The following is a 26538-nucleotide window of genomic DNA, read 5'->3' on the forward strand; positions in this document are numbered from 1 at the left end:
ACCGGGCGGGCGCAGCGGCCACGGCCGGGCCGCGCGGACGCCACGCTGCCTACGCTCCCCGCCGCCCACCCCGTCTGCCCGGCCGGCCCGCGGAACCCGGTCGACCCGCCGAGGAGCCGCCATGAGCCCCCGAGAGTTCGGCCCCTACCTGCTGGAGGAGCTGATCGGGACCGGCGGCATGGGTGAGGTGTGGCGCGCCCGCGACACCCGGCGGGAGCGGCTGGTGGCCCTCAAGCGGCTGCCGGAGGACCTGGACCGCGACGCCGAGTTCACCGGTCGGTTCCGCCGCGAGTCGCACGTCGCCGCCCGGCTGCGCGAGCCGCACGTCGTCCCCATCCACGACTACGGGGAGATCGACGGCCGGCTCTTCATCGACATGCGGCTGGTCGACGGCCGCGACCTCGGCCGGCTGCTGGAGGAGGGCCCGCTGCCGCCGGAGCGGACGGTGGCCCTGCTCGCGCAGGTGGCCGACGCCCTGGAGGCCGCGCACGCCGACGGCCTGGTGCACCGCGACGTCAAGCCGAGCAACGTCCTGGTCACGCCCAACGACTTCGTCTACGTCGTCGACTTCGGCATCGCCCGCTCCATCGGCAGCACCCGGACGTCGCTGACCACGACCGGCGCCACGGTCGGGACGCTGGACTACATGGCGCCCGAGCGGTTCACCGACCAGCCGATCGACGGCCGGGTCGACGTCTACTCGCTGGCCTGCGTCCTGGCCCAGTGCCTGACCGGGCGCCGCCCCTTCCGCGGGGAGGACCTGCCGGCGCTGCTCTTCGCCCACCTCTACGTCGACCCGCCGCGGCCGAGCGAGCTGGTCGCCGGGGTGCCCCGGGCCATGGACGACGTGGTGGCCCGCGGCATGGCCAAGCGCCCCGAGGACCGCTTCCCCACGCCGCGCGCCCTCGTCGACGCCGCCCGCGCCGCCCTGGTCGGGGCCCCCGTCCCGGCCGCCCCGCCCCATCCCACCGCACCGGTGGCGGCCACCCCGCCCGCCGGGCTGGGCGTGCGCTCCGGCGACGGCGCGCACAGCTCGGTGCAGCAGCTGCCTGGGCGGCCGCCGCCTCCCCCGGCACCCGGCGGGCCGGAGTCGTCCCCGCGACCGCGGCGCCGGGGCCGGACGGTCGCGCTGGTCACCGCGCTGGTGCTCGTCCTGGTCGCCGCGGGGGTCGCCGCTCTGCTGTGGCCCCGCGACGACGGTGGGGCGGACGCGGCGGACGCGGCCGGCAGCACGCCGGAGAGCACCCTGGCGCCCGAGCGGACCGAGCCGCCGGCCGGGCCGAGCGCGACCCCGCCGGCCAGCCTCGCCGTCCCGACCCAGCTCGGCGACCCCGTCCCCGTGCCCCCGACGCCGGGCTTCCTCGCCGTCGCCCCGGACGGGCGCTACGCCTACATCGCCCACCGGGCGCAGGGCGTCCTCAGCGTGCTCGACCTGACCTCGGGGACGGTCTCCTCGCAGATCCGCATCGACGCCGGGCCGCCGCAGTTCGTCACCTTCTCGCCGGACGGCAGCCGGGCCTACGTCACGGTGTACGACGACGCCAACACGGTGCACGCCGTCGTCTTCGTGGACACCACGACCAACGCGGTCCTGCAGACCGTCGAGGTGGGGCTGCGCCCGTACGCGGCGGCGACCTCGCCCGACGGCCGGCTGCTCTACGTCCCCCTCCACGACGAGGGCCGGGTGGAGGTGGTCGACACCGCCACCGGGGAGGCGGTCGACTCCTACGTCGTCCCGGAGAACCCGCACTGGATCGCCGTCTCCGCCGACGGCCGGCGCGCCTGGGCCGCCAGCCACGAGTCCGGCGTGCTGTCCGTGCTGGACCTCGCCGACGGCGGCCGGGTGGTGCAGGAGGTGCCCGCCGGGGTCGCCCCGCACAGCGTCGCCCTCTCCCCCGACGGCAGCCGGGTCGCCGTGGTGGCCTTCGACAGCAGCGAGGCGTTCCTCGTCGACGCCGCCACCGGCGCGGTGCTCGCCAGCGGTCCCGTCGGCACCCGCCCGCAGGACGTCACCTGGGCGCCCGACGGCCGCCGCTTCTACACCGCCGACGTGGAGTCCGACACCATGTCGGTGGTCGACGCGCAGACCCTCGAGGTGACCGCGAGCCCGGTCACCGGCGACGGGCCCACCAGCGTCGCGGTGTCCCCCGACGGCCGGCGCGCCTACGTCACCAACCTCGGCGACGCGACGGTGGTCGTCTACCAGCTCACCGCGTGAGGCTCACCCCGCGGCGGCCGGCTCGACCAGCACGGGGCGCTCGGCGGGGGTGACGGTGACCGCCGTCCCGGGGGTGAGGCCCTGGCCCTCGGCGCTCGGGACGTCGGCGGTGACCTCCAGGCCGTCGGGCAGCGCGACCGCCAGCCGGGTGGTGGCGCCGGAGAACGTGCGGGTGACCACGCGGCCGGCGCCGTCCGGGTCGGCGGTGACGGTGAGCGCCTCGGGACGGACCAGCGCCGTCGCCGGGCCCGGCGGCAGGCCGGCGCCCAGGACCTCGCGGCGGACGCCGAGGAACTCGACGTCGCCGTCGCCGAGGACGGCGGGGATGCGGTTCATCGTGCCCACGAAGCCGGCGACGAACGCCGTCGCCGGGCGCTCGTAGAGCTCGTCGGGCGAGGCCACCTGCTCCAGCCGGCCGGCTCGCATCACGCCGACCCGGTCGGCCACCGACAGCGCCTCGGCCTGGTCGTGGGTGACGAACACGGTGGTGGTGCCCAGCTCCAGCTGGATGCGGCGGATCTCCTCGCGCAGCTGCACCCGCACCTGCGCGTCGAGGGCCGACAGCGGCTCGTCGAGCAGCAGCACCTGCGGGGCCACCGCGAGCGCCCGGGCCAGCGCCACCCGCTGCTGCTGCCCGCCGGAGAGCTGGTGCGGGTAGCGGCCACCGCGGTCGGCCAGGCCCACCAGCTCCAGCAGCTCGGCGGCCCGCCCGGCGCGCTCGGCCTTCTCGCGGCGGCGCACCCGCAGCCCGTAGGCCACGTTCTCCGCCACGGTCATGTTCGGGAACAGGCTGTAGGCCTGGAACACCATGCCGACGTCGCGCCTGGACGGCGGGAGCCCGGTGACGTCGCGGCGGTCGAACCACACCCGCCCGGAGTCGGGGACCTCGAAGCCGGCGATCGCCCGCAGCGCCGTCGTCTTGCCGCAGCCGGAGGGCCCGAGCAGGGCGAGGAACTCCCCTCCCGCGATCGCCAGGTCCAGCCCGTCGAGGGCGAGCACCGAGCCGTAGCGGCGGGTCAGCCCCTCCAGCCGGACGGCGACGCCGGGCGCCTCGCGCAGGTCGGCGGGGGCGGCCGGGCGGACGGCGGTCATGCGGGGTCCTCCTCGCGGCGCCGGCGGTCCAGCGCGGAGATGAGCAGCAGCAGCGCCCAGGTGAGCAGCAGCGAGAGGACCGAGACGGCGACCGACAGCTGCGGCTGCGAGCCGGAGATCCGCACGATCCAGGTGGGGAAGGTCTCGAAGCCGAGGATGTTGGCGACGGTGAACTCGCCCAGCACCAGCGCCAGGGTGAGGAAGGCGGCGTTGAGCACCGAGGTCCGCAGCACCGGCAGCACCACGGTGAGCATGACCCGCGGCCAGGACGCCCCGAGCACCCGCGCGGCCTCGGTGAGCGTCCGCAGCTGGGCGCCGCGCACGCCGGCGTCGAGCGCCCGGTAGACGAACGGCAGCGCCAGCACGACGTAGACCAGCACCAGGACCCAGGGCAGCGCCGGCTCCTGGAGGGCGAAGAACGCCTCGGCCAGCGGGGTGCCGAAGAAGTACTCGGGCGCCCACGCGAGCACGCTGCGGACGCCGACCACCAGGGCGATGGGCGGCAGCAGCAGCGGCACGAGGGTGAGCAGCTCGACCAGCGGCCGCAGCCGCGGCAGCCGCAGCTCCACCAGGACGACGGTGGGCACCAGCAGCAGCAGCGCGATGAGCACGGTGAGCACGCCGAGCGCCAGCGACCGCCCGAAGTTCTCCGCGAAGCCCTCCGCCGACGGGATGCCCGCGTAGACGCCGGCGCTGACCCCGCCCCGCGCCCGGTCGCGCACGGTGAACCACACCGAGGCGCCCAGCGGCACGAGGAAGTAGACGCCGAGGACGGCGAACACCGCCCAGCGCCACCAGCCGCGGCCGCGCCGTCCGGGCCGCTGGGCGGTCCCGGGTTCGACGCCGCCGGCGCCGGTGACCGCGGCCGTCGACAGGCCGGTCGACGTCGCCGGTCCGGTGGTGGCGCTCACGCCAGCCACCGCGACGTCCGCCGCTGCACCCAGGTGTAGAAGAGCATCACCAGCCCGACGAGCACGACCATGCCGAGCGCCAGCGCCTTGCCGAGGTTCTCCGCGCCGACGACGACGTTGCTCGACAGCGAGTCGGCGATCTGCAGGGTCACCAGGGGCACGCTGCTGCCCACCAGCGCCCGCGCGGTCGCGTAGGCGGCGAACGCGGAGGCGAACAGCAGCACCGTCGCGCCCAGCACCGGCGGGAGGAGGACCGGGCCGCCCACGTACCGCCAGTACTGCCAGCCGCTGGCGCCGAGCACGTCGGAGGCCTCCCGCCACTGCGGGCGCAGCGCCTCCAGCGCCGGGACGATCGTCAGCACCATGAGCGGGACGAGGAAGTAGAGGTAGACCACCGCCAGGCCGGTCATCGAGTACAGCGAGAAGCCGTCGAGGCCCAGCGGGCCGGTGAGCACCGCGGTGACCACGCCGGCGTTGCCGATGGTGGCGAGGAAGGCGAAGGCCAGCGGGACGCCCCCGAAGTTGGCCAGCACGCCGGACGCGGTGAGCACCAGGCGCCGCAGCAGCCGGCCCCGGCGGCTGCGCACGATCGCCAGCGCCAGCGCCAGCCCGAGGACGGCGCCGAGCACGGCGGTGACCGCCGACAGCCGCAGGCTGCCGAGGTAGGCGCGGGCGTAGGCGCCGCCGGTGATCGTGCCGAGGTTGCCCGCCGACCACGACTCCTCGAAGGTCACCGGGTCGACCGCGCGGAAGGCCTCCACGGCGAGCACGCCGACCGGCAGCAGGAGGAACACCGCGACGTAGAGCAGGAACGGGACGATGCCCAGGGCGGGCAGCAGACCGCCGCGCCGGCGTCCCCGGGGGGACGCCGGCGCGGGAGCCGGGACGACGGTGCTCAGCCGGAGATCTCCTGGTTCCAGCGGGTTGCGACCACCTGCTGGGCGGCGCTCTCCTGCTCCTCGGTCGGGAACTCCGCGGTGCCCTCGACCGGCGGCAGGGCGGCCAGCGCCTCGGCGTCGACGGTGCCGGCGTCCTCCATCGCGGGCAGCCGCACCGGCCGGGCGCCGCCGGCGAGGTAGAGGTTCTGGCCCTCGTCGCTGTAGAGGAACTCCTGCCACAGCCGGGCCGCGGCCGGGTGCGGCGCGTAGGCGCTGACCGCCTGGCTGTAGTAGCCGCCGAACAGCCCGTCGGAGGGGACCGCCACCTGCCACTCGACGCCCTGCGCGGCCAGCTCGTCGGTCAGGCCGGCGTTGTTGTAGTCCCAGTCGATGGCCAGCGGGGTCTCGCCGCTCTGGATGGTGGCCGGGGTGATCTCCACCGGGTTGAAGTTGCCGACCTCCTTGACCTGGGCGAAGAAGTCGATGCCCGGGCCGATGTCGTCGAGGCTGCCGCCGTTGGCCAGCGACGCGGCCCAGACGCCGGCGAAGGCGGCCGCGGCCGCGGTCGGGTTGCCGTTGAGGGCGACCTGGCCGGCGTACTGCGGGTCGAGCAGGTCGGCGTAGGTGGCCGGGCACTCGGCGATCACCGTGGCGTTGCAGCCGATGGAGACGTAGCCGCCGTAGTCGTTGTACCAGTGGCCCTCGGGGTCCTTCTGGCCCTCGGGGATCTCGTCCCAGGTCTCCACCTGGTAGGGAGCGAGCAGGTCCTGGGCCTGCGCCTGGCGGGCGAAGGCGGTGCCCAGGTCGAGCACGTCGGGCGCGCGGTCCTGCCCGCGCTGGCTCTCCACGGCGTTGAGCTCGTCCTGGCTGGACCCGTCGGGCGAGGCGCTGTTGACGGTGATCCCGTACTCCTCCTCGAAGGTGGAGATGATCTCGCCGTAGTTCGCCCAGTCCGGCGGCAGCGCAATGACGTTGAGCTCGCCCTCGGCCTGGGCGGCCTCCACGAGGGCGTCCATGCCGCCGAGGTCCTCCGCGGAGGTGGCGCTCGCCGCGTCCGAGCCGCCGGACCCGCCGCCGGACCCCCCGCCGTCGTCACCCCCGCCGCAGGCCGACAGGACGAGACCGGCGGCCGCCAGGGCGGCCGCGGTCCTCAGGGTGGGGGTGGCAGGGCGTCGCACGGGCGTCCTCCTCGACGAGCGGTCCGGGTCCCCTCCCCCGCCGGGTGCGCCGGCGCGGGAGGGGTCCTGCGGATCGTGGCAGAACGGGAGGGTCCGCGTCAGGCCGTGCGGGGACACCTCGGCCAACTCGTGATGACCGCTCAGCGGCCGCGGAAGGTGGCCTTGCCCGGACCCTGCTCGAGGAACGAGCGCATCCCGGTGTCCTGGTCCTCGGTGTCGAACAGCTCGGCGAACAGCCGGCTCTCCAGCTCCAGGCCCCGGCCCAGCGGCAGGTCCAGCCCCTCGTCGACGGCCTTCTTGGCCGCGGCGAGCGCCAGCGGCGGGCCGGCGGCGAACTTCCGCGCCATGGCGACGGCGGTGTCGTAGACCTCGGCGTCGGGCACGACGGCGTCGGCCAGGCCGATCTCCAGGGCCTCGTCCGCGCCCACGTGCCGGCCGGTGAAGACCAGGTCCTTGGCCCTGGCCGGGCCGACCAGGCGGGCCAGCCGCTGCGTGCCGCCGGCGCCGGGGATCACCCCGAGCAGGATCTCGGGCTGGCCGACCTTGGCGCCGGCCCCCATCACCCGGAAGTCCGCGCACAGCGCCAGCTCGTAGCCGCCGCCGAGCGCGTAGCCGGTGATCGCGGCGATGACCGGCTTGGGGACGTGCGCGACCGCGGTGAAGCTGTCGGTCAGCTCCCGGCCCCAGGCGACCATCGAGCGGCCGTCGAGCCGGGACATGGCCTTGATGTCGGCGCCGGCGGCGAACACCCGCTCCCCGCCGTAGAGGACGACGGCCCGCACGTCGGCGCGCTCGCCGGCCTCGAGCGCGGCCGCACGCACCTCCTGGTGCAGCTGCTCGTCGATCGCGTTCATCTTCGGCCGGTCGAGGCGGATCGTGCCCACCCCGTCCTCGACCGACAGGGTCACGTACTCCGGCGCTGCCATCTGCGGGCCTCCAGGCTGGGACGTCGTCGTCGCCGCACCCTAACGAGCAGCCGGGGCCGTGCCGCTGCGGCGGGCGGTGAACCGGCCGTCGGAGCGCGACAGGTCCAGGGGCAGGCCGAAGGTCTCCGACAGCCGCTCCGCGGTGAGCACGTCGTCCAGGGGCCCGGCGGCCACCACCCGCCCCCCGCGCAGCAGCAGGGCGTGGGTGTAGCCCGGCGGGATCTCCTCCACGTGGTGGGTGACGAGCACCTGCGCCGGCGCGGCGGAGGAGGCGGCGAGGCCGGACAGCCGGCTGACCAGGTCCTCGCGGCCGCCGAGGTCCAGCCCGGCCCCGGGCTCGTCGAGGAGCAGCAGCTCCGGGTCGGTCATCAGCGCCCGGGCGATCTGCGCCCGCTTGCGCTCGCCCTCCGACAGCGTGCCGAAGGGCCGGTGCGCGATGCCCGCGACGCCCCACTGCTGCATGAGGGCGGCGGCCCGGGACAGGTCGTGGATGTCGTAGCGCTCCCGCCACCGGCCGACGACGGCGTACCCGGCCGAGACGACGACGTCGCCGGTGCGCTCCCCCGGCTCGATGCGCTGGGCCAGCGCCGCGCTGGTCAGCCCGATCCGCGGCCGCAGCTCGAAGACGTCGACCGCGCCCAGCGTCTCGCCGAGCAGCGTCACCTCGCCGTGCGTCGGGTGCATGTGCGCGCCGGCCAGCTGCAGCAGCGTCGTCTTGCCCGCGCCGTTGGGCCCGAGGACGACCCAGCGCTCGTCGGGCAGGACGGCCCAGTCCACGTCCTGCAGCAGGTGCGCCGTGCCGCGGACGACGTCCACCCCGCGCATCTCGACGACGGTCTCGGGTGGGGCGGGCCGGGAGGCGGCGGCGCTGCTCGACACGACCCCATCCAACCAACAGCCCGCGTCCCGCCGCCCGTCAGCCGGACTTGGCAGGATCGCCGGGTGAGGACTCCCGAGGACACCCCCGGCGACCTGGAGGTGTGGCCGGGCTCCCCGGCGCCGCTGGGGGCGCACTGGGACGGCACCGGCACGAACTTCGCGCTGTGGTCGGCCGGTGCGACCGCCGTCGACCTGTGCCTGTTCGACCACGACGGCACCGAGCACCGCCACCGGCTGCAGGAGACCACCCACCAGGTGTGGCACGCCCGGCTGCCCGGCGTCGGCCCCGGCCAGCGCTACGGCTACCGGGTGCACGGCTCCTACGACCCCTCCTCCGGCGCCCGGTGGAACCCGGCCAAGCTGCTGCTGGACCCCTACGCCCGGGCCGTCGACGGCGACCTGCGGCTGGACCCGGCGCTGTTCGGCTTCCCGTTCGAGACCGGCGAGTCCGGTACCGCCGACCCCCGCGACTCCGCGCCCCACGTCCCGCGCGGCGTCGTCGTGCACGACTCCTTCCCCTGGGACGGCGACCGGCGGCCGCAGACGGCGTGGTCGGACACCGTGATCTACGAGGTGCACGTCAAGGGCGCCACCCAGCGCCACCCCGACGTCCCCCCGGCGCTGCGCGGCACCTACGCCGGCCTGGCGCACCCCGCGTTCGTCGAGCACCTGCAGGCGCTCGGGGTGACCGCCGTCGAGCTGCTGCCGGTGCACCACTTCGTCAGCGAGCCGCACCTGCTGCGTCGCGGGCTGACCAACTACTGGGGCTACAACACCCTCGGCTACTTCGCCCCGCACGCGGCGTACAGCTCCGCCGGGTCGGGCGGCGCCCAGGTGACCGAGTTCAAGGCCATGGTCAAGGCGCTGCACGCCGCGGGCATCGAGGTCGTCCTGGACGTGGTCTACAACCACACCGCCGAGGGCGACCACACCGGCCCGACGCTGTCGCTCAAGGGCATCGACAACGGCGGCTACTACCGGCTCGCCGGCGGCAACCCGGCCCGCTACACCGACTACACCGGCTGCGGGAACACCCTCGACGTGCGCCGGCCGGCGGTGCTGGCGCTGCTCATGGACTCGCTGCGCTACTGGGTCACCGAGATGCACGTCGACGGGTTCCGCTTCGACCTCGCCAGTGCGCTGGCGCGGTCCTTCCACGACGTCGACCGGCTGTCGGCCTTCTTCGACGTCGTCCACCAGGACCCGGTGGTCAGCCGGGTGAAGCTCATCGCCGAGCCGTGGGACGTCGGCGAGGGCGGCTACCAGGTGGGCAACTTCCCGCCGCTGTGGACGGAGTGGAACGGCAAGTACCGCGACACCGTCCGCGACGTGTGGTCCGGCGCGCACGTCGGCGTCCGGGACCTGGCCTACCGGCTGACCGGCTCCTCCGACCTCTACCGCTCCGACGGCCGCCGGCCCTTCGCCAGCGTCAACTTCGTCACCGCCCACGACGGGTTCACCCTCGCCGACCTGGTCAGCTACGAGCGCAAGCGCAACGAGGCCAACGGCGAGGACAACCGGGACGGCGAGAGCCACAACCGCAACTGGAACGGCGGCGTCGAGGGCCCCACCGACGACCCCGGGGTGCTGGCCCTGCGCGCCCGGCAGGTGCGCAACCACCTGACCACGCTGCTGCTGTCCACCGGCGTGCCGATGCTCACCGCGGGCGACGAGATCGGCCGCACCCAGGGCGGCAACAACAACGCCTACTGCCAGGACAACGAGGTCTCCTGGCTGGACTGGGACGCCGTCGACGCCGACCTGCTGACCTTCGTCCGCCGGCTGGTGCGGTTGCGCCGCAGCTCCCCCGTGCTGCGGCAGGAGGCGTTCTTCGAGGGCCACGAGATCCCGGGCACCGGCGGCACCCGCGACCTGGCCTGGTTCGCCCCGGACGGCGGGCAGCTGACCACCGCCGACTGGTTCGACACCGGCCTGCAGACGATCGGCATGTACCTCGACGGGCGCGGCATCCGGCACCGCGACGAGCGCGGACGGCGGGTGGTCGACGACTCCTACCTCGTGCAGCTGCACGCGGGCCCGGCGCCGGTGACCGTCGAGCTGCCCGGGCCGCCGTGGGCCGACGGCTACGAGTTCGCCGTCAGCACGGAGTACCCCACCGGGGCGCCGCCGCGGCCGGCCGTCGTCGCACCCGGCCCGATCGAGGTCCCCCCGCGCACGGTCTGGCTGCTGCGGGTCCTGCGCCGTCCCTGAGGGGTCGCGCGATGATCAGGTGACCTGATCGTGGCGCGTCCCACCCGACCGCCCACCGTCGGGTAGGACGCGCTGCGGTGCGGGAGGACGCCGTGAGCCCCGCCCGAGGACGGGCGGGGCAGGAGGGTCCGTCCTCAGTCCTGGGGGACCTCGTAGGTGATGACGGTCCAGCCGAGCAGCAGGCGGTCGCCGTCGGAGAGCGGGTGCGCGACGCCGGGCTCGAGCTGGGTCCACTCGGTGGCCTCGGGGCCGGCGACGTGGGTGCCGTTGAGCGAGCCGAGGTCGGTGAGGGTCACCTCGCCGCCGTTGCGCTGGATCGCCGCGTGCGCCGAGGACAGCACGTTCTGCGTGTCGGCGATCGGCACCGGGCGGGCGGTGCCGCTGGTGACCAGCTCGTGGCTGTCGGGACGGCGGCCGAGCACCAGGTCCTCGTCGACGGTCACGACCAGCCCGTCGTCGAAGCGCAGCACCGGCGCGACGACGTCGGGCTTCCAGAACGCCGTCTCCTCGCCGCCCTTGTCGGTGCGCGCCGGCGAGTTGACCGCCGACGAGCCGGCGCCGCCGAACGGCGAGCTGCTCCCGAAGCCGGACGCGGCACCGGCGAACCCGGCGTCGGACCCGGCGGTGTAGGACGACGGCTGCGCGGTGGCCGGCGGCGCGGCGGCCGAGGCGCGGGCCGCGGCGGCCAGCTGCAGCAGCGCCCCCGAGCCGGGGACGGTGCCCTCGGTCAGGTCGTAGGCCACACCCGGCGGCATCTGCGGCGCGGCCTGGCCGGGGCCGACGTAGAGGGTCGACCCCAGCGGGAAGCCGGCGGCCACGCTGCAGCCCTCGACCGGCGAGCCCGAGACCGGGACGCCGTCGACGGCGGGCTGGCCCTTGCCCGACCACAGCGCGACGCCGGTGCCCGACCCCTCGGCCGAGTCGACGAGCACCAGGGCGAAGGACGCCGAGCCACCGCCGAGCGGGGCCACCTGGGCGGCGACGGCGGAGAGCACCCGGTCGGCGCCGGGGCCCGCGACACCCAGGCAGGCGTGCAGCGCGGCGACCAGGGCGGGCGAGCCGGGCGCGTCCACCCAGAGCAGCCCACCGCCACGTCGGGCGACGACGGCGTCTCCGGGCAGGACTTCACAGCGGTCGGGCATGCGCGCCAGCCTAGTGACCGGTGGGACGAGTGGGCGGCCCGGCGGCACCGCCACGCCGGTCAGCGCGCCCCGTGGGGACGCTGCGACCGGCGTGACGGGTGGGCCTGCGGACCGGCCCGCGCCGGGTCAGGCCGAGCGGACGAGCCCCAGCTCGGCGGGGTCGGCGAGGTGCTCGGACTTCGGCAGCACGCGCACCGTGTACCCGAACGCGCCGGTGCGCTCCAGCGGCAGCGTGACGGTGAACCAGTGCCGGGAGCCGTCGGTGTGCTCGTGCTGCATGGGCACCGTGGTCACCTCGTGCAGGCCGTCGGCGTCGTCGACCCGCCCGTAGGCGGCCTGGACCTCGACGTCGGCCGGGCTCAGCTGCGGCAGCTCCACCTCGGCCCGCAGGGCCAGCGTCGAGCCGATCTCCGGGGTGTCGCCGGCACCGGTGGCCTCGACGTGCGCCACCCGGACGCCGGTCCAGCTCTCCTGCAGCCGGGCCCGCCACTGCGCCTCGGTGCGCGCGGGCTCGTAGCCGCCGTCGGCCATGGTGCGCGAGGAGCGGGCCGCGGGGACGTAGAGCCCCTCGACGTAGTCGCGCACCATCCGGGTGGCCAGCACCTTCGGGCCGGTCTCGCGCAGCGTGTGCCGCACCATCTCCACCCACCGGGTCGGGACGCCGTCGCGGTCGGTCTCGTAGAACCGCGGCAGCACCTGCGTGGAGAGCAGGTCGTAGATGGCCCGCGCCTCCACGTCGTCGCGGCGTTCGGCGTCGGAGACGCCGTCGGCGGTCGGGATGGCCCAGCCGTTCTGGCCGTCGAACCACTCGTCCCACCACCCGTCGCGGATGGAGAGGTTCAGCCCGCCGTTGAGCGCCGCCTTCATGCCCGAGGTGCCACAGGCCTCCAGCGGCCGCAGCGGGTTGTTCAACCAGACGTCGCAGCCCCAGTAGAGGTAGCGGGCCATGCCGATGTCGTAGCCGGGCAGGAACGCGATGCGGTGCCGGATCTCGGGGTCGTCGGCGAACTTCACCATCTGCTGGATCAGCTGCTTGCCGCCGTCGTCGGCCGGGTGGCTCTTGCCGGCGATGACCAGCTGCACCGGCCGCTGCTCGTCGAGCAGCAGCGCCTTGAGCCGCGCGGGGTCGCGCAGCATCAGGGTCAGCCGCTTGTAGGAGGGGACCCGGCGCGCGAAGCCGATGGTGAGGACGTCGGGGTCGAAGGCGCTGTCGGTCCAGCCGATCTCGGTCTCGGCGGCGCCCCGCGACAGCGCCGTCTCCCGCAGGCGCCGCCGCACCTCCTCCACCAGCCGGCCGCGCAGCATCCGGCGGGTGGCCCACAGCTCCCCGGAGGGGATGCGGTCGACGCCGTCGAAGGCCGCCACGCCCTGGCCCTCGAACGGGTCGCCCACGCTGGAGCTCTGGGTGCCCAGCTCGACGAGCTCGCGGGCGGTCCAGGTGGGCGCGTGCACGCCGTTGGTGATCGAGGAGATCGGGACGTCGCCCTGGTCGAAGCCCGGCCACAGGTCGCTGAACATCGAGCGGCTGACGTGCCCGTGCAGCTGGCTGACGCCGTTGGCCCGCTGGCCCAGCCGCAGCCCCATGTGCGCCATGTTGAACTTCGCCGGGTCCTCCTCGGCCCCGAGCGGGATCAGGTGCTCGAGCGGGACGCCGAAGCCGGCGAAGTACCGCTCGATGAGCGCGCGGGGGAAGCGGTCGATGCCGGCCGGGACCGGGGTGTGCGTGGTGAACACGGTGCCGGCGCGCACGGCCTGCAGCGCTTCGGGGAAGGACAGCCCGTGCGACTCGGTGAGCTCGCGGATCCGCTCCACGCCCTGGAAGCCGGCGTGCCCCTCGTTGGCGTGGAACACCTCCGGCTGCGGCGTGCCGGTCAGCTGGCAGTAGGCGCGCAGCGCCCGGACGCCGCCGATGCCCAGGAGCATCTCCTGGCGCAGCCGGTGGTCCTCGTCGCCGCCGTAGAGGCGGTCGGTGACGCCGCGCTCGGCGGGGGTGTTCTCCTCGATGTCGCTGTCGAGCAGCAGCAGCGACACCCGGCCCACCTGGGCGCGCCACACGTGCGCGTGCAGGGTGCGCCCCTCGGGCAGCGGCACGGTGATGACGACGGCCGACCCGTCGGGCTGGCGCAGCAGCTTGACCGGCAGCCCGTGCGGGTCCAGCGAGGGGTAGCGCTCCAGCTGCCAGCCGTCGGCCGACAGGCCCTGCTCGAAGTAGCCGGCCCGGTAGAGCAGGCCCACGCCGATGAGCGGCACCCCGAGGTCGGAGGCGGCCTTGAGGTGGTCGCCGGCGAGGATGCCCAGGCCGCCGGAGTACTGGGGCAGCACCTCGGTGATGCCGAACTCGGCGGAGAAGTAGGCGATGGATCGCGGGGCGTCGGGCCCCAGGGACTGGTACCAGTGCGGTGAGGCGAGGTAGTCCTCGAGGTCGTCGACGACGTCCTGGAGGTGGCGCAGGAACCGGCGGTCGCGCGACAGGGTGGCCAGCCGCTCGGCCGACACCTCGCCGAGGACCTTGACCGGGTCGTTGCCGCAGGTCTGCCAGAGCTCGGGGTCGAGCGCCTCGAACAGGTCGCGGGTCTCCGGGTGCCACGACCAGCGCAGGTTCATCACCAGCTGGGACAGGGGTGTCAGGGCCTCCGGGAGGGCCGCGCGGACGGTGAACCGACGCAGTGCTCGCACGCGGAGAGACTAGTCAGCGACGCCGGCCGGGACGGGGCGGGACCGGCGCGCCACCCCTCGTGTTGGGGAACCGTCCGGTCCCCTCCGCGGCCGATGTGTGGGCACCCCCCGGGGTGGATAGCGTGGCCCGGATGACTCGCCGCGCTGACCTCCGCCTCGGCATCACCGATGTCGCCCCCGTCGTGTCCTGCGGGTCCTTCTCGGCCCGCGCCGTGGTCGGTGAACACCTGCCGGTCACCGCCACCGTCTTCCGCGAGGGCCACGACGCCGTGGCCGCCGACGTCGTCTGGACCGGCCCCGACGGCACCCGCGGGCCGTTCACGCGGATGCGCCGCTACGGCGACCAGCCCGACCGCTGGCTGACCACGGTCGTGCCCGACCGGGAGGGCCGCTGGACCTTCCGGGTCGAGGCGTGGAGCGACCCGCTGGCCACCTGGCACCACGCCGTCGAGGTCAAGATAGAGGCCGGCCAGGGCGCGGACGAGCTGGCCAACGACCTCGAGGAGGGTGCCCGGCTGCTCGAGCGGGTGGCGCAGGACGCCGAGGACGAGTGGCGCGGCCGTCTCCGCGAGGCCGTGACCGCGCTGCGCGACGGGGTGCGCAGCGTGCACGACCGGGTCGCCCCCGCGCTGTCCGCGGCCCTGCAGCGGTACCTCGACGAGCACCCCGTGCGGGAGCTGGTGACCCCCTCCCCCGAGTACGAGGTGTGGGTCGACCGCCCGCGCGCGCTGTTCGGCTCCTGGTACGAGTTCTTCCCGCGCTCGGAGGGCTCCGTCGTCGGCGGCACGCCCACGCACGGCACCTTCGCCACCGCTGCCGACCGGCTGCCGGCCGTCGCCGACATGGGCTTCGACGTCGTCTACCTGCCGCCGATCCACCCGATCGGCACGGTCAACCGCAAGGGCCCGAACACCCCGCAGTACCCCGGCGGCAACCCGCACGAGATCGGCCCCGACGACGTCGGGTCGCCCTGGGCGATCGGCAGCGCCGAGGGCGGCCACGACGCCGTCCACCCGCAGCTCGGCACGATGGCGGACTTCACGGCCTTCGTCGCGCGCACCCGCGAGCTCGGCATGGAGGTGGCGCTGGACTTCGCGCTGCAGGCCGCCCCGGACCACCCGTGGGTCGAGGCCCACCCGGAGTGGTTCACCACCAAGCCGGACGGGACGATCGCCTACGCCGAGAACCCGCCGAAGAAGTACCAGGACATCTACCCGGTCAACTTCGACAACGACCCGGAGGGCATCTACGCCGAGTGCCTCCGGGTGATCCGGGTCTGGATCGAGGCCGGGGTGAGGGTCTTCCGGGTCGACAACCCGCACACCAAGCCGCTGGACTTCTGGCACTGGCTCATCTGGCAGGTCAAGGAGACCGACCCGGACGTGCTCTTCCTCGCCGAGGCCTTCACCCGGCCGGCGATGATGCACCAGCTCGCCCGGATCGGGTTCACCCAGTCCTACACATACTTCACCTGGCGGACCGGGCGCGACGAGCTCGAGGAGTACGGCCGCGAGCTGGCCGCCAACGCGCACTACATGCGGCCGAACTTCTTCGTGAACACCCCGGACATCCTGCACGCGAGCCTGCAGTACGGCGGCCCGTCGATGTTCAAGATCCGTGCGGTGCTCGCGTCCATGATGAGCCCGACGTGGGGGGTCTACTCCGGCTACGAGCTCTACGAGCACGTGGCGGTGCGGCCGGGCAGCGAGGAGTACCTCGACAGCGAGAAGTACCGGCTGCGGCCGCGCGACTGGGCCGGCGCGGAGGCCGCCGGGCGCAGCCTGGCGCCCTACCTGCGGCGGCTCAACGAGATCCGGCGGCAGCACCCCGCGCTGCAGCAGCTGCGCACGCTGCGCTTCCACGCCGTCGACAACGGCAACCTGATCTGCTTCTCCAAGACCGACCCGGGCTCGCAGGACGCCGTCCTCGTCGTCTGCTCGCTGGACAGCCACAACCGGCAGATCGGGACGACGTCGCTGGACCTGCCGGCCCTGGGCCTGGACTGGCACGAGCGCTTCGCGGTGACCGACGAGCTGACCGGCGCCCGCTACGACTGGGGGCAGTTCAACTACGTCGAGCTCGACCCGTACTGGGAGCCGGCGCACGTCTTCTCGGTCCACCTCCCCCGGCCGGTGACCTGGCCGCCATCGGTCCCGTGACCCCTCTCCCCCTCACCCCACGCACCCGCGAGGACGACCCGCACCGATGACGCTCCCCGTGCCCGACTCCGACGACCCGGCCTCCGGCCTGCCCCCACGCGGCAGCGACCCGCTCTGGTACAAGCGCGCGGTCTTCTACGAGGTCCTCGTCCGCGGCTTCGCGGACAGCAACGCCGACGGCGTCGGCGACCTCCGCGGCATGCTCGACAAGCTCGACTACCTGCAGTGGCTCGGCGTCGACTGCCTGTGGCTGCCGCCCTTCTTCGCCTCGCCGCTGCGCGACGGCGGCTACGACGTCAGCGACTACACCGCGGTGCTGCCGGAGTTCGGCGACATCGAGGACTTCCGCGAGCTGCTGCACGCGGCCCACAGCCGCGGCATCCGCGTGATCATCGACTTCGTCATGAACCACACCTCGGACCAGCACCCCTGGTTCCAGGCCAGCCGCAGCGACCCGGAGGGCCCCTACGGCGACTTCTACGTGTGGGCCGACGACGACACCGGCTACGCCGACGCGCGGATCATCTTCGTCGACACCGAGAGCTCGAACTGGACGTTCGACCCGGTGCGCAAGCAGTACTTCTGGCACCGCTTCTTCTCCCACCAGCCCGACCTCAACTTCGAGAACCCGGCGGTGCAGGAGGCGATCATCGACGCCCTCCGGTTCTGGCTGGACCTGGGCATCGACGGCTTCCGGCTCGACGCCGTCCCCTACCTGTTCGAGGAGGAGGGGACCAACGGGGAGAACCTGCCCCGGACCCACGAGTTCCTCAAGCACGTCCGCAAGGTGGTCGACGCCGACTACCCCGACCGCGTGCTGCTGTGCGAGGCCAACCAGTGGCCGGCCGACGTCGTCGAGTACTTCGGCGAGGACGGCGACGAGTGCCAGATGGCCTTCCACTTCCCGGTGATGCCGCGCCTGTTCATGGCCGCGCGCCGGGAGCAGCGGTTCCCGATCTCGGAGATCATGGCGCAGACGCCGCCGATCCCCGACAACTGCCAGTGGGGCATCTTCCTGCGCAACCACGACGAGCTGACCCTGGAGATGGTCACCGACGAGGAGCGCGACTACATGTGGGCGGAGTACGCCAAGGACCCCCGCATGAAGGCCAACATCGGCATCCGCCGCCGGCTGGCGCCGCTGCTGGACAACGACCTCAACACCCTCGAGCTGTTCAACGCCCTGCTGCTGAGCCTGCCCGGCTCGCCGGTCCTCTACTACGGCGACGAGATCGGCATGGGCGACAACATCTGGCTCGGCGACCGCGACGGCGTCCGCACGCCGATGCAGTGGACGCCCGACCGCAACGGTGGGTTCTCCACCGCCGACCCGCAGCGGATGTACCTGCCGCTCAACCAGGACCCGGTCTACGGCTACCAGACCACCAACGTCGAGGCGCAGCTGCGCAACAGCAACTCGATGCTGCAGTGGATCCGCCGGATGATCCAGGTGCGCAAGGAGCACCCCACGTTCGGCCGCGGGACCTACGAGGAGATCGGCTCGCGCAACCCGACCGTGCTCTCCTTCGTCCGCGAGTTCGGCGACGACATCGTGCTGTGCGTCAACAACCTCTCCCGGTTCCCCCAGCCGGTCGAGCTCGACCTGCGCCGGTTCGAGGGCTGGACGCCGATCGAGCTCACCGGCCGGGTGGAGTTCCCGCAGATCGGCGTCCTGCCCTACATGCTCACCCTCGCCGGGCACGGCTTCTACTGGTTCGAGCTGGCCCGCCCGCAGGAGGCCCCCGAGCCGGTGACCGAGGACGCCGCGGAGACCTCGAGCCCCGTCGCCGACTCGCTGCTCGCCGCCGGCGTGGTGTCCGACGCCGAGGAGATCCCCGGCGGCAGCGACACGCGCACCGGCGACGACGTCCCGCCCAGCACCGGAGGAGACCGATGAGCACCGCCCTGACCGACCTGCTGCGCGAGTGGATGCCGCACCAGCGCTGGTTCGGTGGCAAGGGCCGGGAGTGGGCCGAGGTCACCGAGGAGGGGTTCTTCCTCTCGCGCACCGAGCCGGTGCTCTCGGTGCACCGCGTGCGGGTGGCCTACACCGACGGCGCCGCCGAGACCTACCTGGTGCCGCTGTCGTGGCGGGCCCACCCCGAGGAGGAGCTCAGCTCGGCCTTCATCGGCGCGGTCCCGGGGGCCGACCGGGAGAACTACGCCTACGACGCCATGCGCGACCGCGACGCGACCGTGCCGTGGTTGACCCACCTGGCGGCCGCCTCGACCGTCGGGCCGCTGCACTTCCACCCGGCCGGGGTCGCCGCGATCCCCGAGGGCGTCCCCGGCGACATCGTGTCGACCGAGCAGAGCAACACCTCGCTCGTCTACGGCCAGGACGCGATCTTCAAGCTGTTCCGCCGGCTGGAGCCCGGGCTCAACCCCGACGTGGAGATCCACGACGCGCTGCGCCGCACGGAGAACAAGCACATCGCGCCGCTGCTCGGCCACATCGAGCTCCAGGAGCCCGGCGCGGAGCCGGCGACGGCGGCGATGCTGCAGACGTTCGTGCCCAACGCCAGCGACGGGTGGCGGCTGGCCACCGCCAGCGTCCGCGACCTCTACGCCGAGGGCGACCTGCACGCCGACGAGGTGGGCGGCGACTTCGCCGCCGACAGCGAGCGGCTGGGCGCGGCGACCGCGTCGGTGCACGCCGACCTCGCGCAGGTGCTGCCCAGCGAGCCGGCCGACCGGGAGTGGTTCGCCGCCAGCGCGCAGGCCATGACCGCGCGGCTGGAGCAGGCGCTGGCCGTCGTCCCGCAGCTGGAGGAGCACCTCGCCGGGCTGCGCGCGGTCTACGCGCGGGTGGCCGACAGCCCCGAGACGGTGCTGCGCCAGCGGGTGCACGGCGACCTGCACCTGGGCCAGGTGCTGCGGACGGCGACCGGCTGGGTGGTCCTCGACTTCGAGGGCGAGCCGGCCCGGCCGCTGGCCGAGCGGCGCCAGCTCGACAGCCCGCTGCGCGACGTCGCGGGCATGCTGCGCAGCTTCGACTACGCCGCGCGGCACATGCTCGTCGAGCAGCCCGGCGACCCGCAGCGCGCGTACCGGGCGCAGGAGTGGGCAGAGCGCAACCGCGGGGCCTTCTGCACCGGCTACTCCGCCGCGAGCGGGATGGACCCGTGCGGGGGCTCCCCGCTGCTGCGGGCCTTCGAGGCGGACAAGGCCGTCTACGAGTGCGTCTACGAGGCGCGCAACCGGCCCCACTGGCTGATGATCCCGCTGCAGTCGCTGTCCCGGCTCACGGCCGAGGCATGACCGGCCCCGCAGCACGGCCCCACACGACGGACGACGAGGACGGCAACGCGACGATGACGACGAACGACTCGACGAGCGGGGACGCGCCGGCCACCAAGGAGGAGCTGCAGCGGGTGGTCGAGGAGAAGACCGCGCAGGCCGAGGCGGCCGAGAACGAGCCGGTCGTCAACCCCTCCCCCGCCAAGAAGCGCGCCCCGGCCAAGAAGGCCGCCGCGAAGAAGGCGCCCGCGAAGAAGGCGGTCGCCGCCGCGACGGCGGACGGCGGCGACGCCGAGCCCGCCGCGCCGACGAAGGCCAGGCGGACGACGAAGAAGGCCGCCGCCGACGGCGCCCCGGCGAAGGCGACCCGCAAGCGGACCCCGGCGAAGCGGACCGCCGCCGAGACCGCCGCGGTACCCACCGAGGAGGTCGTCGCCGAGCAGGGCGGCACCACCGCACCGGTCGTGGCGCCGGCGCCGATCGCCGAGCCCGGGTCGCCCGCGGGCGCACCCGTCGGGCAGCCCGACGCCACGGAGCCGGAGCCGGAGCCGGCCGCCGCGCAGGCCCCGGACGCCGCACCCGGCCCCGAGGAGCAGGCCGGCGGCCCGGTCACCGCGGAGGCGGTCCCCGACGACGTGAGCGCCGACGACCTGCGCGCCGTCGTCGAGGGCTGGTCGCGCGACCCGCACCGCGTGCTGGGCGCGCACCCCGCGGCCGGCGGCTGGGTGGTGCGCACGCTTCGCCCCGACGCCGTCTCGGTCACCGTCGTCGACCAGGACGACACCCGCTACGAGGCCCGGCAGGTCCACGGCGGCGGCGTCTTCGAGGCCGCGCTGCCGAACCAGCCCGGCGACTACCGGATCGAGGTCAGCTACCTCGACGGCCAGGGCGGGCGTGACAGCTACCTGGTCGACGACCCCTACCGCTGGCTGCCCACGCTCGGCGAGCTCGACCAGTACCTCATCGGCGAGGGCCGCCACGAGAAGCTGTGGCAGGCGCTCGGCGCCCACGTGCGGCGCTACGACACCCCGCGCGGCACCGTCGAGGGCGTCTCCTTCGCCGTGTGGGCGCCCAACGCCCAGGGCGTGAAGGTCACCGGCGACTTCGACTACTGGCAGGCCCGCGCCTACCCGCTGCGCCAACTCGGCTCGATCGGCGTCTGGGAGCTCTTCGTCCCCGGCGTGCAGGTCGGCACCCGCTACCGCTTCCACGTGCTCGGCGCCGACGGCGTGTGGCGGGAGAAGGCGGACCCGATGGCCTTCGCCACCGAGGTCCCGCCGGCCAACGCGTCGGTCGTCGTCGAGTCCACGCACGAGTGGCAGGACGACGCCTGGCTGGCCGAGCGCGCCCGGGGCGACTGGCACGAGCGGCCGATGAGCGTCTACGAGGTCCACCTGGGCTCCTGGCGGCAGGGCCTGTCCTACCGGGAGCTGGCCGAGCAGCTGGTCGACTACGCCGTCGAGGCCGGCTTCACCCACCTGGAGTTCCTGCCCGTCGCCGAGCACCCCTTCGGCGGGTCGTGGGGCTACCAGGTGACCAGCTACTACGCGCCGACGTCGCGGTTCGGCAGCCCCGACGACTTCCGGTACCTGGTGGACCGGGCGCACCAGGCCGGTCTCGGGATCATCGTCGACTGGGTGCCCGCGCACTTCCCCAAGGACGACTGGGCGCTGGGCCGCTTCGACGGCACCGCCCTCTACGAGCACGCCGACCCCCGCCGCGGCGAGCAGCCGGACTGGGGCACCTTCGTGTTCAACTTCGGCCGCACCGAGGTGCGCAACTTCCTGGTCGCCAACGCCCTCTTCTGGTGCCAGGAGTTCCACGTCGACGGCCTGCGGGTCGACGCCGTCGCCTCGATGCTCTACCTCGACTACTCGCGCAAGGACGGCGAGTGGATCCCGAACGTGCACGGCGGGCGGGAGAACCTCGAGGCGGTGTCGTTCCTCCAGGAGGTCAACGCCACCGTCTACCGCGAGGTCCCGGGCGTGGTGACCATCGCCGAGGAGTCCACCGCCTGGCCGGGCGTCACCCGGCCCACCCACCTCGGCGGCCTCGGCTTCGGGTTCAAGTGGAACATGGGCTGGATGCACGACTCGCTGTCGTACGTGCAGCGCCAGCCGGTGCACCGCAGCTACCACCACAACCAGCTGACGTTCTCGATGATGTACGCCTACTCCGAGAACTACGTGCTGCCGATCAGCCACGACGAGGTCGTCTACGGCAAGGGCTCGCTGCTGCGGAAGATGCCCGGTGACCGGTGGCAGCAGCTGGCCAACGTGCGCAGCTACCTGGCCTACATGTGGGCGCACCCGGGCAAGCAGCTGCTGTTCATGGGCTCGGAGTTCGCGCAGGACGCCGAGTGGGCCGAGAGTCGCTCGCTGGACTGGTGGCACCTCGACGACCCGGCGCACCGCGGCATCCTGCAGCTGGTCACCGACCTCAACAGCCGCTACCGCGAGCTGGCCGCGCTGTGGTCGCTCGACGTCGACCCGTCCGGCTTCCAGTGGATCGACGCCAACGACGCCTCGGGCAACGTGCTCAGCTTCCTGCGCCACGGCCGGGACGGCGGGTCGCAGGAGCAGACGCTGGCCGTCGTCTGCAACTTCTCCGGGCAGCCGCACCACGGCTACCGGATCGGCCTCCCGCGCGGCGGGCGCTGGCGCGAGGTGCTCAACACCGACGCCGAGGGCTACGGCGGCTCGGGCGTCGGCAACTACGGCGGGGTGGAGGCGGTCGAGGAGTCCTGGCACGGCCAGCCGTACTCCGCCACGCTGTCCGCGCCGCCGCTGGGCACCGTCTGGCTGCTGCACGAGGGCTGACCCGCACGTCCGGTCGGGCCGGCGTCCGGGGAACCGGGCGCCGGCCCGACCGCACCCCGGCAGAGGAGGGACACCGCTGGCATGAGGCTCCGCCGCGGCTCGGCACGCGCGCTGCTCCGGCGTTCACGCAGGCCGGTCGCGGGTAGGGGGCCTGCGATGGACCTCCGCTCGCGCTCCCGGGGCGCCCTCCTCGTGCTGATCGCACTCGGCGTCCTGGTGACGTCGGGGTGCTCCTCCGTGGTGATCGGGCTGCCGAGCTCGCGGCTCGCGCCCCAGGAGTCGGTCGGCGACGGCAGCGTGCCGATCGTCGGCGCGACCGACGGGCCGATCGACTCGCTGGCCCGCAACGCGCTGGCCGACCTCCAGTCCTACTGGAGCGCGTCCTTCCCCGACGTCTACGGCGAGGCGTTCCCGCCGCTGACCGGCGGCTACTTCAGCGTCGACCCGAACGACGTCGACCCCGCCGCCTACCCCCAGGGCATCGGCTGCGGCACCGACCCGCGCGACCTGGAGAACAACGCCTTCTACTGCTCGGCGCAGGGCGTGCCCAACTCCGACTCGATCAGCTACGACCGCGCCTTCCTCGGGCAGCTCGCCGCCGAGTACGGCGAGGTGCTGCCGCAGCTGGTCATGGCGCACGAGTTCGGGCACGCGGTGCAGGCCCGGGTCGGCTACCCGCAGACCTCGATCGCCACCGAGACGCAGGCCGACTGCCTGGCCGGCGCCTGGACGGCGTGGGTGGCCGACGGCAACGGCGAGTTCGCGCAGATCGACACCGCCGACCTCGACCAGCTGCTGCGGGGCTACTTCCTGCTGCGCGACCCGGTGGGCACCGGCAGCGGCGAGCAGCAGGCACACGGCTCCTACTTCGACCGCGTCTCGGCGTTCCAGGAGGGCTTCGACGACGGCCCGACCGCCTGCCGGGACGAGTTCGGTCCCGACCGGGTGTTCACGCAGGGCGAGTTCACCAGCGACGTCGACTTCGCCAACCGGGGCAACGCGTCCTTCGGTGACACCCAGGACATCATCGCCGCCTCGCTGCCGGAGTTCTGGACCCGGGCGTTCGAGGAGGTGCTCGGCGGCACGTTCACCGAGCCCACGCTGGACACCTTCGGCGGGGACCCGCCGGGCTGCGCGAGCGCCGACGTCGCGCTGGTCTACTGCGGCGACGGCGGGGACGGTGACGCCGGGCTGGTCGCCTACGACCAGCGCTTCGCCGAGCAGGCCTACGACCTCGGCGACTTCGCCCTGGTCACCGGGGTGTCCATCCCCTACGCGCTGGCCGCCCGCGACCAGCTCGGACTGTCCACCGACGACACCGGCGCGCTGCAGTCGGCGGTGTGCCTGACCGGCTGGTACTCCGCGCAGGTCTACAACCAGCAGCTGTCGACGGTGACGATCTCGCCCGGCGACCTCGACGAGAGCGTCCAGTTCCTGCTGGAGTACGGCAACGACCCCGACGTGCTCGCCGACGTCGAGCTGACCGGGTTCCAGCTGATCGACGTCTTCCGCGCCGGCTTCCTGCAGGGCTCCGGTCCCTGCGACGTCGGCGCCTGAGCCGCCCGCCGCGGCGGGCCGCTCAGTAGAGGGCGGCCATCAGCTGGCGGCGGGCGGCGACCACCCGCGGGTCCTCGGCGCCGACGACGTCGAAGAGGCCCACCAGGTGCTGCCGGGCCCGGTCGCGGTCCTCCCCCGCCGTGCGCCGGACGACGTCGACGAGCCGGGTGAAGGCGCCCTCCACGTCGCCGGTGCCGAGCAGGAAGTCCGCCGCGCGGGTCTGCGCCTCGACGTCGTCGGGCGCGGCGTCGGCGCGGGCCAGCGCGTCGGGGCCGGCGGCGTCGGCGCGGCGGAACAGCTGCACCTGGCGCAGCGCCAGGCCGGCGACCGGGTGGTCGGGCTCGGTCTCGAGGATCGCCGCGTAGGCGGCCTCGGCGGCCTCCAGGTCACCGCGCTCCAGCGCCGCCTCGGCGGCGTCCAGGCGGGGGTCGTCCAGGCCCTCGTCGGCGCCCTCGGGGCCGTCGGGCAGCGCACCGCCGGTGGTGGCGCGCACCAGCTCGGTGACGAACTGGCGGGCCTGCTCCTCGGGGATGGCCCCGGTGAACTCGGCGACCAGCTGGCCCTGCCAGACGGCCTTGACCGCCGGGATGCCCTGCACCCGCAGCCCCTGGGCGAGCGCCGGGTTGGCGTCGACGTCGACCTTGGCCAGCACCCACGAGCCGCCGCTCTCGCCGGCCAGCCGCTCCAGCACCGGGGAGAGCTGCTTGCACGGGCCGCACCACTCGGCCCAGAGGTCGAGCACGACCGGCACCTGGAAGGACCGGTCGAGGACCTCGGTCTGGAAGGTGGCCTCGGTGACGTCCACGACCGCCGCGCCGGGCGCGCCCGCGGGGGCCGCGGCGCTCGGCGGCGGGGCGGCCTGGGCGCGCGCGGCGGCCTCGGAGCGCGCCTTGACGGCGGCGAGGTCGACCGCACCGGCCAGGGAGGCGGCCAGCTGGGCCTGCTGGGCCTGCGCGCGCGGGTCGGGGCGTCCGGGACGGGTCGGCTGCATGCCACCCATGATCCCACCGGCCGGCGGGCGCGGTGTCAGCCCTCGGCGGACGGGGCGGCCTCGACGCCCGCGACGTCGCCGGCGCCCAGCCGGACCCGGCGCAGCACCTGGAAGAGCGTGTCGAGCTCGGCCTCGGGCAGGTCGCCGAGGCCGAAGCCGAGGGCGGTGAGGTCGCCGGTGGCCGCCTCCACGACCTCGCGCCCGCGCTCGGTGATGCCGGCCAGCACGCCGCGGCCGTCGGCGGGGTTGGGCCGGCGGTCGACGAAGCCGGCCGCGACCAGCCGGTCGATGGCGTTGGTGACGCTCGTCGGGTGCACCATCAGCCGGCTGCCGATGACCTTCAGCGGCAGCTGACCGGTGCGGCTGAAGGTGAGCAGCACGAGCACCTCGTAGCGGGCGAAGGTGAGCCCGTGCGGGCGCAGCGCCTCGTCGAAGCGGGCCAGCAGGATCTGCTGCACCCGGAACACCGACGTCGCCGCGCGCATCGCCGCGGCCGGCCCGAAGCGCTGCTCCCAGCTCTCCCCCGCGCGCTCGATCGGGTCGAACGGCAGCCCCAGCGCCCGAGCCATGCCGCCGACGCTACCTGTCCCGTCCGTGCGCCCCCCTGCACGCCGAGATGCGGCCTGCAGCGGCCTCCCCGCACGGGTGACCGCCACCAGCCGCTTCTCGCCGCCCGCCTGTGGACGGCGACGGCGGGATCGCGACCGTCCACGGCAGCATCCCCGCTCGTGTCCCGACTGCCGACGCGTCCACCGGAGCTGGCCGGCCGGGTGTTCCGCGGGTCGGTCGTCGTGCGCGCCGGGCTGCTCACGCCCGCGCAGCTGCGGACCTCTGCGTGGCAGCGGCTGTTCCCGGACGTCTACGCCTGCACGACCGTCGACGTCGACCACGGACGGCGGGCGCTGGCGGTCGCCTGCCTGCTCCTGCCCGGCGCCGTGGTGAGTGGGCGCAGCGCGGCGGTCCTCTGGGGCGTCGACCTGGCCGGCCGCGACGACGCGGTCACCTGCACCGTCCCTCCCGCGTGTCGCGCGGGCGCCGTCGACGGGGTCGTCCTGAGCCGACGGGCCCTGTCCCCCGACGAGGTGACGAGGCGCGGTCCCGCCCGGGTCACCACACCCCTGCGGACCGCCCTGGACCTGTCCCGCACCCGGCCGCTCGTCGAGGCGGTCGTGGACCTCGACCGCTTCCTGCGCCGCGGCCTGGTCGACGTGGCCGAGGTCCGGGCTGCGGCCACGGGTCTGACCGGGCGGGACTGCCGCCACGTCCGCCGGGTCGCCGCACTCGCCGACGGGTTGGCCGAGTCGCCGCAGGAGACCCGGCTACGGCTGCTGGTGCGGGGGTCCGGGCTGCCCCCGCCCGTCGCCCAGCACGTGGTGCGCAGCGGCGGCGGGTTCGTCGCCCGCGTCGACTTCGCCTGGCCGGAGCACCGCCTCGCCCTGGAGTACGACGGGGCCTGGCACGGCGACCCGGCCCAGTTCCGCGCGGACCGGGCGCGGCTCAACCGGCTCACCGCGGCCGGCTGGCGCGTCGTCTTCGTCACCGCGGCCGACCTGCACCGTCCCGAGGCGCTGCTGGCGCAGCTCCGCCGCCTGCTCGCAGCACCGAGATCCGCCTGATCGTCGTCCAGCCGCCCGGGTGACCGCGCTGCGCCGCATCTCGAC

Annotated in this window: 18 protein-coding genes; 8 read left to right on the forward strand and 10 right to left on the reverse strand. The window is 74.4% G+C overall.

What is annotated here, in order from left to right; genetic code table 11:
• The first annotated feature begins 121 nt into the window (after positions 1–121).
• Positions 122–2218 (forward strand): serine/threonine-protein kinase, encoded by a 2097-nt coding sequence (locus BLQ97_RS23165; RefSeq protein WP_175471543.1) that lies wholly within the window; start codon positions 122–124, stop codon positions 2216–2218.
• A gap of 3 nt (positions 2219–2221) precedes the next feature.
• On the opposite strand, the gene BLQ97_RS00755 is transcribed toward BLQ97_RS23165, so the two are convergent.
• The 6 genes from BLQ97_RS00755 to BLQ97_RS00780 form a co-directional block, all read right to left on the reverse strand.
• Positions 2222–3310: an ABC transporter ATP-binding protein gene (locus BLQ97_RS00755; RefSeq protein ID WP_091362438.1), complete on the reverse strand. Its 1089-nt coding sequence runs from the start codon at positions 3308–3310 to the stop codon at positions 2222–2224.
• Positions 3307–4221, reverse strand: a complete 915-nt coding sequence (locus tag BLQ97_RS00760; RefSeq protein ID WP_245691694.1) for an ABC transporter permease subunit — start codon at positions 4219–4221, stop codon at positions 3307–3309. Before BLQ97_RS00760 ends, BLQ97_RS00755 begins: the two co-directional genes overlap by 4 nt.
• Complete coding sequence (locus BLQ97_RS00765) at positions 4218–5015, reverse strand: ABC transporter permease (RefSeq protein WP_245691695.1); 798 nt, start codon at positions 5013–5015, stop codon at positions 4218–4220. The genes BLQ97_RS00760 and BLQ97_RS00765 overlap by 4 nt, the downstream gene beginning before the upstream one ends.
• A gap of 101 nt (positions 5016–5116) precedes the next feature.
• On the reverse strand, positions 5117–6277 hold the full coding sequence (locus BLQ97_RS00770) for an ABC transporter substrate-binding protein (protein ID WP_091362439.1): 1161 nt from the start codon (positions 6275–6277) through the stop codon (positions 5117–5119).
• 140 nt (positions 6278–6417) lie between these two features.
• Positions 6418–7203 carry an enoyl-CoA hydratase/isomerase family protein gene (locus BLQ97_RS00775; protein ID WP_091362440.1) on the reverse strand — a complete coding sequence of 262 codons (786 nt, stop codon included), beginning with the start codon at positions 7201–7203 and terminating at the stop codon, positions 6418–6420.
• A 39-nt stretch (positions 7204–7242) separates the two neighbouring features.
• Positions 7243–8082 carry an ABC transporter ATP-binding protein gene (locus BLQ97_RS00780; protein WP_245691696.1) on the reverse strand — a complete coding sequence of 280 codons (840 nt, stop codon included), beginning with the start codon at positions 8080–8082 and terminating at the stop codon, positions 7243–7245.
• A 63-nt stretch (positions 8083–8145) separates the two neighbouring features.
• Between BLQ97_RS00780 and glgX the strand changes: the two genes are divergently transcribed.
• Positions 8146–10293 (forward strand): glycogen debranching protein GlgX, encoded by a 2148-nt coding sequence (gene glgX, locus BLQ97_RS00785; RefSeq protein WP_217637001.1) that lies wholly within the window; start codon positions 8146–8148, stop codon positions 10291–10293.
• A 134-nt stretch (positions 10294–10427) separates the two neighbouring features.
• Here the strand turns inward: glgX and BLQ97_RS00790 are convergent, their stop codons facing one another.
• Positions 10428–11435: an FHA domain-containing protein gene (locus tag BLQ97_RS00790; protein ID WP_091362442.1), complete on the reverse strand. Its 1008-nt coding sequence runs from the start codon at positions 11433–11435 to the stop codon at positions 10428–10430.
• 126 nt (positions 11436–11561) lie between these two features.
• Entirely contained in the window at positions 11562–14111 is a 2550-nt protein-coding gene (gene glgP, locus BLQ97_RS00795) for an alpha-glucan family phosphorylase (RefSeq protein ID WP_091362443.1), read from the reverse strand.
• Positions 14112–14242: 131 nt separating this feature from the next.
• Between glgP and BLQ97_RS00800 the strand changes: the two genes are divergently transcribed.
• The 5 genes from BLQ97_RS00800 (at position 14243) to BLQ97_RS00820 (ending at position 23886) form a co-directional block, all read left to right on the forward strand.
• Positions 14243–16270: an alpha-1,4-glucan--maltose-1-phosphate maltosyltransferase gene (locus BLQ97_RS00800; protein WP_091363763.1), complete on the forward strand. Its 2028-nt coding sequence runs from the start codon at positions 14243–14245 to the stop codon at positions 16268–16270.
• A gap of 46 nt (positions 16271–16316) precedes the next feature.
• Entirely contained in the window at positions 16317–18167 is a 1851-nt protein-coding gene (treS, locus tag BLQ97_RS00805) for a maltose alpha-D-glucosyltransferase (RefSeq protein WP_139173413.1), read from the forward strand.
• On the forward strand, positions 18164–19531 hold the full coding sequence (locus BLQ97_RS00810; protein WP_091362444.1) for a maltokinase N-terminal cap-like domain-containing protein: 1368 nt from the start codon (positions 18164–18166) through the stop codon (positions 19529–19531). Before treS ends, BLQ97_RS00810 begins: the two co-directional genes overlap by 4 nt.
• 53 nt (positions 19532–19584) lie before the next feature.
• Positions 19585–22329, forward strand: coding sequence for a 1,4-alpha-glucan branching protein GlgB (gene glgB / locus BLQ97_RS00815; protein ID WP_091363764.1), 2745 nt, complete (start codon positions 19585–19587; stop codon positions 22327–22329).
• Between the two features lie 156 nt (positions 22330–22485).
• A complete protein-coding gene (locus BLQ97_RS00820; RefSeq protein ID WP_091362445.1) occupies positions 22486–23886 on the forward strand; it encodes a neutral zinc metallopeptidase in 1401 nt (466 codons plus the stop codon).
• A 22-nt stretch (positions 23887–23908) separates the two neighbouring features.
• On the opposite strand, the gene BLQ97_RS00825 is transcribed toward BLQ97_RS00820, so the two are convergent.
• Complete coding sequence (locus BLQ97_RS00825) at positions 23909–24877, reverse strand: tetratricopeptide repeat protein (RefSeq protein ID WP_091363766.1); 969 nt, start codon at positions 24875–24877, stop codon at positions 23909–23911.
• Positions 24878–24912: 35 nt separating this feature from the next.
• Complete coding sequence (locus BLQ97_RS00830) at positions 24913–25446, reverse strand: MarR family winged helix-turn-helix transcriptional regulator (protein ID WP_091362446.1); 534 nt, start codon at positions 25444–25446, stop codon at positions 24913–24915.
• A 159-nt stretch (positions 25447–25605) separates the two neighbouring features.
• Here BLQ97_RS00830 and BLQ97_RS00835 point away from each other — a divergent pair, with 159 nt between their 5' ends.
• Complete coding sequence (locus BLQ97_RS00835; RefSeq protein ID WP_091362447.1) at positions 25606–26493, forward strand: PDDEXK family nuclease; 888 nt, start codon at positions 25606–25608, stop codon at positions 26491–26493.
• Positions 26494–26538 lie beyond the last annotated feature (45 nt).

This window comes from Geodermatophilus telluris (assembly GCF_900102745.1).
In the GTDB taxonomy this organism is placed as follows: Bacteria; Actinomycetota; Actinomycetes; order Mycobacteriales; family Geodermatophilaceae; genus Geodermatophilus; species Geodermatophilus telluris.